The 10220-nt window shown below is 38.3% G+C and carries 9 protein-coding genes and 2 pseudogenes; 9 read left to right on the forward strand and 2 right to left on the reverse strand.

Annotation, left to right across the window (positions count from 1 at the left end; translation table 11 throughout):
- The first annotated feature begins 64 nt into the window (after positions 1-64).
- The 6 genes from HSISS2_RS01785 to HSISS2_RS01810 all read left to right on the forward strand — a co-directional run bounded on the left by HSISS2_RS01785 (position 65) and on the right by HSISS2_RS01810 (position 5392).
- Positions 65-1240: an ABC transporter substrate-binding protein gene (locus HSISS2_RS01785; RefSeq protein WP_002889140.1), complete on the forward strand. Its 1176-nt coding sequence runs from the start codon at positions 65-67 to the stop codon at positions 1238-1240.
- 43 nt (positions 1241-1283) lie between these two features.
- A complete protein-coding gene (locus tag HSISS2_RS01790; protein ID WP_002889139.1) occupies positions 1284-2168 on the forward strand; it encodes a branched-chain amino acid ABC transporter permease in 885 nt (294 codons plus the stop codon).
- 3 nt (positions 2169-2171) lie between these two features.
- Positions 2172-3122 (forward strand): branched-chain amino acid ABC transporter permease, encoded by a 951-nt coding sequence (locus tag HSISS2_RS01795; protein WP_002889137.1) that lies wholly within the window; start codon positions 2172-2174, stop codon positions 3120-3122.
- Between the two features lie 2 nt (positions 3123-3124).
- Positions 3125-3889, forward strand: coding sequence for an ABC transporter ATP-binding protein (locus tag HSISS2_RS01800; RefSeq protein WP_002889136.1), 765 nt, complete (start codon positions 3125-3127; stop codon positions 3887-3889).
- Positions 3889-4599 carry an ABC transporter ATP-binding protein gene (locus HSISS2_RS01805; RefSeq protein ID WP_002889135.1) on the forward strand — a complete coding sequence of 237 codons (711 nt, stop codon included), beginning with the start codon at positions 3889-3891 and terminating at the stop codon, positions 4597-4599. Before HSISS2_RS01800 ends, HSISS2_RS01805 begins: the two co-directional genes overlap by 1 nt.
- Before the next feature lie 133 nt (positions 4600-4732).
- Positions 4733-5392 carry a CBS and ACT domain-containing protein gene (locus HSISS2_RS01810; RefSeq protein ID WP_021145074.1) on the forward strand — a complete coding sequence of 220 codons (660 nt, stop codon included), beginning with the start codon at positions 4733-4735 and terminating at the stop codon, positions 5390-5392.
- Between the two features lie 162 nt (positions 5393-5554).
- Here HSISS2_RS01810 and cysK read toward each other — a convergent pair whose 3' ends face one another.
- The gene (cysK, locus tag HSISS2_RS01815; protein ID WP_021145075.1) at positions 5555-6481 is read right to left on the reverse strand and encodes a cysteine synthase A; all 927 of its coding nucleotides are present in this window, start codon (positions 6479-6481) and stop codon (positions 5555-5557) included.
- Between the two features lie 94 nt (positions 6482-6575).
- The gene (locus tag HSISS2_RS01820; protein ID WP_021145076.1) at positions 6576-7208 is read right to left on the reverse strand and encodes a YigZ family protein; all 633 of its coding nucleotides are present in this window, start codon (positions 7206-7208) and stop codon (positions 6576-6578) included.
- A 54-nt stretch (positions 7209-7262) separates the two neighbouring features.
- On the opposite strand from HSISS2_RS01820, the pseudogene HSISS2_RS01825 reads away from it, so the two are divergent.
- The 3 genes and pseudogenes from HSISS2_RS01825 (at position 7263) to raiA (ending at position 9849) form a co-directional block, all read left to right on the forward strand.
- Positions 7263-8584: pseudogene (locus tag HSISS2_RS01825) on the forward strand (DEAD/DEAH box helicase).
- Positions 8562-9224, forward strand: a complete 663-nt coding sequence (locus HSISS2_RS12155) for a ComF family protein (protein WP_021145079.1) — start codon at positions 8562-8564, stop codon at positions 9222-9224. Before HSISS2_RS01825 ends, HSISS2_RS12155 begins: the two are co-directional and overlap by 23 nt.
- Before the next feature lie 78 nt (positions 9225-9302).
- Positions 9303-9849, forward strand: a pseudogene (raiA, locus tag HSISS2_RS01835) (ribosome-associated translation inhibitor RaiA).
- Positions 9850-10220 lie beyond the last annotated feature (371 nt).

The following is a 10220-nucleotide window of genomic DNA, read 5'->3' on the forward strand; positions in this document are numbered from 1 at the left end:
ATTGTCTGATAATTCTGTAAGCTATAAGGTGGACTTTTTTAAGAAAATATTAAGGAGAAATCTTATGTCTAAAAAGATCACACTTATTGTGTTAGCCTTTTTTGCATCCATTTTCTTGGTTGCTTGTGGTAAGTCACCAGACGTGACTGCTAAAGCCACTGGTACCAAGATTGGGGATACGATTAAGATCGGTGTCAACATGGAGTTGACAGGTCCTGTTGCGGCCTATGGTAAAGCCGAGCAAAATGGTATTAAGTTGGCTGTTGAAGAAATCAATAAAGCTGGCGGTGTTGATGGTAAAAAGCTAGAACTCGTCACTAAAGATAATAAATCTGAAAATGCTGAAGCTTCAACATCTTCAACTAACTTGGCTATCCAGAATAATGTAAATGCTATCGTTGGTCCGGCAACATCTGGTGCAGTTGCTGCTGCCAGCCTTGTATCTCAAAAAACAGGGGTTCCTTTGATGACTCCATCTGGTACACAGGATGACCTTACGGTAGATGCTAAAGGAACGAAGAAATTCGTTTTCCGTACAACCTTTAAAGATAGTTACCAAGGTAAAGTTTTGGCAGCTTATTCCTTTAATAACTTGCATGCTAAGAAGGTCGTTCTTTACTACGATAATGCTTCTGATTATGCTAAGGGGATTGCGGATGAATTCAAGCGTGAATACAAAGGCCAAATCGTTACTGAAGCAACTTTCGCTTCAGGGGATAAGGACTATCAATCAGCTTTGACTAAATTCAAAGACCTTGATTATGATGCTATTGTAATGCCTGGTTATTATACTGAAACAGGTATTATCACTAAACAAGCACGTGACCTTGGAATTGATAAACCAATCCTTGGACCTGACGGATTTAGTGATGCGAAATTTACAGAGCTTGCAGGTAAAAAGAATGCCTCAAACGTTTACTACGTATCAGGATATTCAACAAAAGTTTCTCTTTCTGATAAAGCATCAGGCTTCATCGAAGCATATAAGAAAACTTACAAGACTGAACCAAATATGTTTGCTGCGTTAGCCTACGACTCTGTTTATATGGTTGCAGAAGCCTCTAAGGGTGCGAAAACATCAGTTGATATTACCAATAATCTTGCAAAAATGAAAAACTTTGTTGGGGTTACCGGTAAAATGACAATTGACAAGGAGCATAACCCGATTAAAGCAGCTCTTATGGTTAAAAGAGATAATGGTGAAGAAGTTTCAGCAGAAGCCGTTGAAATTGAAAAATAAGCTCTTATCTTTACTGAAAATGAACTAGAAAGTTTGGTTATATATGTTTTTTGAACAACTTCCCCAACAACTAGTCAATGGTATCATCTTGGGTAGTATCTATGCCCTACTTGCCCTTGGTTATACTATGGTTTATGGGATTATCAAATTGATTAACTTTGCCCATGGAGACATCTACATGATAGGTGCCTTCGTTGGTTACTATGCGATTAACAGCTTGAAGATGAATTTCTGGATTGCCCTTGTGTTCTCCATGATTGTATGTGCCATTTTAGGGGTTGTTATCGAGTTCTTGGCTTATCGCCCACTCCGTAATTCAACACGTATTTCTGCCTTGATTACGGCCATTGGTGTGTCATTCTTCCTTGAATACATCATGGTTTACTTCGTCGGAGCAGACACACGTTCATTCCCACAATCAATTAAAATGCATACCTATCATCTTGGATCAATCTCTGTGACGAATGTGCAATTGCTGATTTTGGTGGTTGCCCTTGTTCTCATGGTTGCTCTGCAATTGATTGTTAAGAAAACTAAAATGGGTAAAGCCATGCGTGCGGTATCTGTAGATAGCGATGCAGCTGAATTGATGGGTATTAATGTTAACAATACTATCAGCTTTACATTTGCTCTTGGCTCTTCACTTGCGGGTGCTGCCGGTGTCCTTATTGGACTTTACTACAACTCAATTGAACCTCTTATGGGTATGACACCAGGTATTAAAGCCTTTGTTGCCGCTGTTCTTGGTGGTATCGGTATTATCCCAGGCGCAGCCCTTGGTGGATTTGTTATCGGTATTTTGGAGACTCTATCAACTGCAATTGGTTTGTCAAGTTACCGTGATGCCATTGTTTATGGTGTCTTGATTGTTATCCTCTTGGTTCGTCCAGCGGGTATCCTCGGTAAAAATGTGAAAGAGAAGGTGTAAGACATGAAGAAAAATCTAAAAGTAAACCTTATTTGGTTTGGTCTTATCATTGGGCTCTTCCTTATCTTGAAAGGCCTTGAACTTTCAGGTATCATGAACCTTTACTACATCCAAATCTTAATGGGAATTGGTATTTCAATTCTTATGGGACTTGGTACTAACTTGGTCCTTGGTTTCTCAGGACAATTTACACTTGGACAAGCCGGTTTCATGGCAATTGGTGCTTACTCATCTGCTATTATTACTGGCATGATGCCAACTTATGATGGTTTCTACCTCTCTATGGTTGTTGGTGTTATCATTGCAGCTGTCGTTGCCCTTATCTTTGGTCTACCTACTCTTCGTTTGAAGGGAGATTACCTTGCCATTGCCACTCTTGGTATGGCGGAAATTATCCGTATCATTATTGTTAATGGTGGTGAATTGACCAATGGTGCCGCTGGTTTGACAGGAATTCTTCCTTATACAAGTTGGCCTGTCATTTATTTCTTTGTAGTCATCATCACAATTTTAGTGCTAAACTTCTTGCGTTCAGCGACTGGTCGTCAAGCTATTACACTTCGTGAAGATGAAATTGCTGCAGAGTCAATGGGTGTTAACGTCACAAAAATGAAGGTACTTATCTTTGTTATCGGTGCCATGATTTCAGCGATTGCCGGTTCACTTTATGTTAGCTACATCGGTACTGTCGTGCCAAAAGATTTCACCATTATGAAATCAATTGATTACCTTATCATTGCCGTTCTTGGTGGTCTCGGATCAATTACAGGTACTGTCATTGCCGCTATTGTTCTTGGTATTATCAATATGTTCCTTCAAAACGTTTCAAACCTCCGTATGATTATTTACGCATTGGCTTTGATTCTTGTCATGCTTTTCCGCCCAAGTGGACTTCTTGGAACGAAAGAACTCTATCTCTCAAAATTCTTCAATAAATCTAAGGAGGGCAAATAAAAATGGCACTTCTTGAAGTTAAAAAATTGACTAAAAACTTTGGTGGTCTGACTGCCGTTGGTGATGTTTCAATGGAACTCAACGAGGGTGAATTGGTCGGACTTATCGGACCAAACGGTGCTGGTAAGACAACCTTGTTCAACTTGTTGACAGGTGTTTATGAACCAAGTGAAGGAACCGTTACCCTCGATGGTACAGTTCTAAATGGTAAGGCACCTTATAAGATTGCTTCTCTTGGTTTGTCACGTACCTTCCAAAATATCCGCCTTTTCAAAGATATGACTGTACTTGAAAATGTTCTTGTTGGTTTGTCAAATAAACAACCTTCAAACTTCTTTGCATCACTCTTGCGTTTGCCTAAGTACTATTCAGGTGAAGAAGAGTTGAAAGAAAAAGCTATGAAATTATTGGCTATCTTCAACTTGGATGATGAAGCAGAAACACTTGCGAAGAACTTGGCATATGGACAACAACGTCACTTGGAAATTGTACGTGCATTAGCAACGGAACCTAAAATTCTTTTCCTTGATGAACCAGCTGCAGGTATGAACCCACAAGAAACAGCTGAGTTGACGGCTCATATTCGTCAAATTCAAAAAGACTTTGGTATCACAATTATCTTGATTGAGCACGATATGAGTCTGGTCATGGATGTTACTGAGCGTATCTATGTTTTGGAATATGGACGCTTGATTGCAGAAGGAACACCTGATGAAATTAAGAATAACAAACGTGTTATTGAAGCTTACTTGGGAGGTGAAGCATAATGGCTATGTTAAAAGTTGAAAATCTCTCAATTAAATACGGATCAATTGAAGCTGTTAAAAATGTTAGCTTTGAGGTTAATGAAGGTGAAGTTGTAACACTTATCGGTGCTAATGGTGCCGGTAAGACATCTATTCTTCGTACCATTTCTGGTCTTGTTCGTCCAACTGCTGGAACTATTTCGTACCTTGGAAAAGATATTCACAAAACACCAGCTCGTAAGATTGTCGCAGAAGGATTGGCTCAGGTCCCAGAAGGGCGCCATGTTTTCCCAGGATTAACTGTCTTGGAAAATCTTGAAATGGGAGCCTTCCTTCATACAAATAAAGAGGAAAATGCAGCTCTCTTGAAGAAAGTCTTCCAACGTTTTCCACGTCTAGAAGAACGTAAAAATCAAGATGCAGCCACACTTTCTGGTGGTGAGCAACAAATGCTTGCAATGGGCCGTGCCCTTATGAGCCGTCCAAAACTCTTGCTTTTGGATGAACCTTCAATGGGACTTGCCCCAATCTTTATTCAAGAAATTTTCGACATTATCGAAGATATCAAGGCACAAGGGACTACCGTTCTTTTGATTGAACAAAATGCCAATAAGGCTTTGTCAATTGCGGATCGTGGTTATGTTCTTGAAACTGGTAAAGTCGTTCTTTCAGGTACTGGTAAAGAGCTTCTTGCGTCAGACGAAGTTCGTAAAGCCTATCTTGGAGGATAAGAAAAAGCGCCCAAGGGCGTTTTTCTATAGTCTTATCGTGATTGTAATTTGCTAATTTTTCAGTAAAATAGTGCAATCGTTTACAATTAGTGTGGTATAATACAAGTAAGAAATTATTCGGAGGAAAATGAAAATGGCAGTAAAAGATTTTATGGCGAAGCGTGTGGTCTACGTTTCACCACAAACAACTGTTGCAGCAGCTGCAGACATTATGCGTGAAAAAGGTTTGCGCCGCTTACCAGTAATTGAGAACGACAAGCTGGTTGGTCTTATCACAGAAGGGACAATGGCTGATGCCTCACCATCTAAAGCAACTAGCTTATCAATCTATGAGATGAACTATCTTCTTAATAAGACAAAGGTAGGAGACATTATGATCAAGAATGTCCTTACTGTTTCCAAATATGCTAGTCTTGAGGATGCTATCTATATCATGCTTCAAAATAAAGTTGGTGTTCTTCCCGTTGTGGACAATGACCAAATTTCTGGAATTATTACAGACAAGGATGTTTTTCGTGCCTTTTTGGAAATCTCTGGCTATGGTCAAGCCGGAATCCGTATTGGGCTTGAAGTCTTAGATACGCCACGTGTCCTGGAAAAAATTGCCAACCTCATTTCTAGTGAAAATCTCAACATTGAACGTACAATTGTTGCACCTAAAAATGATACTGTTCTTCGTGTTGAACTTCAAGTTGAAGGGGATGTGGAACCAGAACACCTTAAAAAAGTTTTTGTAGAAGCAGGGTTTACAGTTACCGAAATTGCTGAAACAGAATCAAAAGAGTTAGACTAATAAGAAAAGGGAGTCAGAGCTTAACGAATTTATCTCTGAATCTCACTCCCATAGGTTAGTAGCTTAGCAACAGGTTCTTCTATTTGAACGACTAGTTGCCGGCTATAAGTTTTTGACAGTAAAAAAAGAAGCTGAACATTTAATGTTCTAGCTTCTTTTTTGTTAGTCTTGGAAATCATAAAGTGTTGTAGAAAGGTAACGTTCACCATTATCAGGCAATAGTGTCAATACTTTTTTACCTTCGCCGAGTTCAGCGGCAACTTTAAGAGCAGCAGCAATAGCAGCACCTGATGAGATACCAGCTAGGAAACCTTCCTCGCTACCCAATGTACGTGATGTTGCGATAGCTTCATCAGAAGGAATACGCACAACACTGTCATATGATTTTGTATCCAATGTGTCAGGAATAAATCCAGTTGAAATACCTTGAATTTTGTGTGGCCCTGGTTTGTCACCATTCAATACAGCAGATTCATCAGCTTCAATACCATAAACTTTGATATTTGGGTTAGCAGCTTTCAGAGTTTTAGAAACACCTGAAATAGTACCACCAGTACCGATACCTGCGACAAAGGCATCCAAACCATCTGCACCAAAATCTTCAAGAATCTCTTGGCCAGTTGTATCAGCATGAACAGCTGGATTTGAAGGGTTAGCAAATTGAAGTGGCACCCAACCATTGCGTTCAGCCGCAACTTCCTTAGCTTTAGCGATAGCACCCTTCATTCCTTCGCTACCAGGTGTCAAAACAAGTTCAGCACCATAAGCTTGGATGATTTTACGACGTTCAACACTCATTGTGTCAGGCATTACGATAACGATCTTGTAGCCTTTGGCAGCGCCAACCCAAGCTAGACCAATACCAGTGTTACCTGAAGTTGGTTCAACGATAGTATCTCCAGGTTTAATTGTACCGGCTTTTTCAGCATCTTCAATCATACGAAGAGCAATACGGTCTTTAACTGAAGAACCAGGGTTAAATGCTTCAAGTTTAACATAAACATCTGCTGAACCTTCTGGAACAATAGAGTTAAGTTTAATAGCTGGTGTTTTTCCAACAAGTTCGGTAATTGAGTTGTAAATTGTCATATTTAAAATCCTCTTAATCTTTGGTTGATGGTTTTAAGTATACGACGGTAGGCCTAACTTGTAAAATACATCTTCTTTATCACTGTGATAACGTTTAACTATCAAAGGGGAATTTCAACGATTTTTTGCCAGACTTTTGATAACTTACTTTTCCTTGATAGAAGTTAGTAAGCTCTTGTCCAAGCCTTTCAATTTCAGACTCTTCAACAAACAAAGTTGTAGAAACATCAGATAAGAAAGTTGTATCAAATTCTTGGAGCCCTTCTTTTTCAAGAAAATTGGAGAAGACTTGGTATTGAGAGTAGGTTAACTCTATGGTTAGCCCAGTTAATTCCTTGACTTCAACTCGACCAATTTCTTCAATGGCATGAGCAACGCTACCAGAGTAAGCACGGATAAGGCCACCAGCTCCAAGCTTGATTCCACCAAAATAACGGGTTACTACTGCCACGACATTAGTTAGTCCTTGTTTTTCTAGGACAGTAAGCATGGGAACACCAGCCGTCCCAGAAGGTTCACCATCATCACTAGAACGCTTAATTTGCCCATCTTCTCCGACAATCATTGCTGAGCAAGAGTGATTGGCCTTGTGATGCTCTTTTTTAATCTGAGCAATATATTCTCTTCCTTCTTCTTCACTGCTAATGCGTTTCAAGTGACAAATAAAACGAGATTTTTTGATTTCTTCTTCAACGATTCCATCGTTGGTAATAGTTTTGTAATCCATAAAAAAATTTTATCATAAAAACGTGAATTCAAACATATTTTCGAATAGAAAGGTATGGTACCTAAAGAATATTATGGACGACTATTTACAGAAGATCAATTGCCAACAGACTATTATTCTGAGGCTTTAACATTAGAAAGCATGGTAAAGATAGATAATCAACTCAGGTGCAAAAGATGTTTTAGTCCAATAGAGGAAGAATGGCAATTACCAAATGGCAAACATTACTGCAGAGCTTGTATAGTCTTTGGTAGAAACCAAGAAGGGAAGCAACTTTATTACTTTGCTTCAAAAGAAGCTGACATCAACTTTCCTGTTCTAAAGTGGTCGGGGAAATTAACTTCTTATCAAGCTGAGGTCTCAGAGAAACTGTTGAAAACTTATCAACAACAGAAAAACAGTCTTGTACATGCTGTAACTGGTGCTGGTAAGACGGAAATGATTTATAAAATCGTTGCCTATGTTCTTGAAACTAAAGGCCGAGTTGCTATTGCCAGTCCTCGGGTTGATGTTTGCCGAGAATTGCATATACGTCTTCAAAGAGATTTTACGTGTAGTATTTCCTTACTTCATGCTGAAAGCGAGCCATACGACGGGAGTCCGTTTGTCATAGCCACCACACATCAATTGCTAAAATTTTATCAGAGTTTTGACTTAATTATCGTTGACGAAGTAGATGCTTTCCCCTTTGTAGGAAATCCTATGTTAAATCATGCTGTTAAGCAAGCAAAGAAAAAACCGGACAGCTTATTTACCTAACAGCAACTTCTACAGTATCTCTGGAAGAGCAAGTACGAGTCGGTGTACTAGAAAAATACCACCTTGCCAGACGCTTTCATGGTAACCCTTTAGTGATTCCTCAATTCTTTTGGCAAGGGAAATTACAACAATCTTTATCTAAGCAAAAACTTCCAAGACCCCTCCTTAGACAACTCAAGAAGCAAAGAAAATCAAAGTTTCCTTTATTAATCTTTTTTCCCAATATAGCAATGGGTGAGAGATTTACCAAAATTCTTCAAAACTATTTCCCAGAAGAAAAAATAGCATTTGTTTCCTCAAAAAGTAAAGAGCGTTCAGAAATGGTAAAGAAATTTAGGAAACAAGATCTGACTATTCTTGTGACGACTACCATTCTTGAGCGTGGGGTGACCTTTCCTAAAGTAGATGTTTTTGTGTGCATGGCAAATCACCACTTATTTACAAGTTCGAGTCTTCTTCAGATTGGTGGTAGGGTGGGGCGCTCGCCCGAGAGACCTACAGGAAAACTCTATTTCTTTCATGAAGGACTATCTAAATCGATATTGCAATGTCGACAAGAAATAAAAGCAATGAATAGAAAAGGAGGATTTGATGATGAGATGTTTAATGTGCAATGAAAGTATCGAAGTGATTCCCAGATTACGCTATTTGCTCACGTTTACGGAAAGTAAGGAATATTGCTGCACAGAATGTAAGAGTCATTTTAAGAAACTCTCAAAAGTAAGGTGTCCAAATTGTTACAAAGAAATGCACGGAAATGAATGTGTTGATTGTCAAATTTGGAAGAAAAAAGGTTACACTCCAAATCACATTGCAATCTTTCGCTATGAAGGGTTTATGAAAGAGTACTTTAGTCATTATAAATTTATGGGCGACTATTACCTAAGGAAAATTTTTCAAGAAGATATTGCGGATGCACTGAACCCCTTATTAAAGAAAGGATACACATTAGTCCCAGTGCCACTCTCGGAAGAACGATTTGCCGAAAGGGGCTTCAACCAGGTTGAAGGATTGCTAGAGGGACTCCCCTATCAAAACATTTTTGGGAAAAAGGATATTGAAAAGCAATCTTCTAAAACAAGGAAAGAACGTTTAAATCAAGAAAACCCATTTTTTATAAAACAAAACGTAGAGTTATCAAGAAAAATTGTTATAGTAGATGATATCTATACAACGGGCTCGACGATTTATAAAATGGTTCAATTATTGCAAAAAACACATGTTGAGGAAATTGTGACCTTTTCCCTAGCCAGATAATAAAAATCCTTGCAAATTTTCATGAAAAGGATATAATAAAAATAAAGAAAACGCTAACAAGCGAGAAAGAGGTCTTTTATGATTAAATATAGTATCCGTGGTGAAAACATCGAAGTAACGGAAGCTCTTCGTGACTATGTTGAAAATAAACTTAGCAAAATTGAAAAATATTTCAACCAAGACCAAGAATTGAATGCACGTGTAAATCTTAAGATTTATCGTGGAAAAACTGCTAAAGTGGAAGTTACCATACCAACAGGATCTGTTATTTTACGTGCAGAAGATATTTCACAGGATATGTATGGTTCAATTGACTTGGTAGTTGATAAGATTGAAAGACAAATCCGTAAAAACAAAACAAAAATTGCTCGTAAACATCGTGAAAAGTATCCACAGGTGAGGTATTCTCAGTTGACTTTAACAAGGAAGAAGTTGAAGAAGCACCATCTATTGAAGTTGTGAGAACAAAAACATTGAGTTGAAACCAATGGATGTTGAGGAAGCTATTCTTCAGATGGAATTGTTAAGCCATGACTTCTTTATCTATGCTGATAGCGAAGATCATACAACAAATGTACTTTACAAACGTGAAGATGGTAATTACGGCTTGATCGAAGCCAAATAGAATAATTAGGCGGGATATATGTATGTCCTGCTTATTTATTTTGGCAAAAAATCACTAATCGAAAAAGTAAAACATAAGTTAACTTAATAATAAAAAGTTATTGACAAGGTAAGCAAGAGATGATAATATGAATAGGCTACATCGGAGGATGAAGCAGAGACACGAGGAAGTCTGGAAAAAACTTTTCAAAAAGTGTTGACAAGATATTCTAGATTTGCTAGAATATAGGAGTTGTCTTAAGAGAGACAAAGACCTTTGAGAACTGAATAAGAAACCAAGTGCAGGGTTATGATAGAAGAAATTATAACCTGTCAATTTACAAGAAAAAAACGTCAGAAGACGGAAATGAGTTAACGCTCGAACGATTATTA

This window comes from Streptococcus sp. HSISS2, from assembly GCF_000448665.1.
GTDB lineage: Bacteria > Bacillota > Bacilli > Lactobacillales > Streptococcaceae > Streptococcus > Streptococcus raffinosi.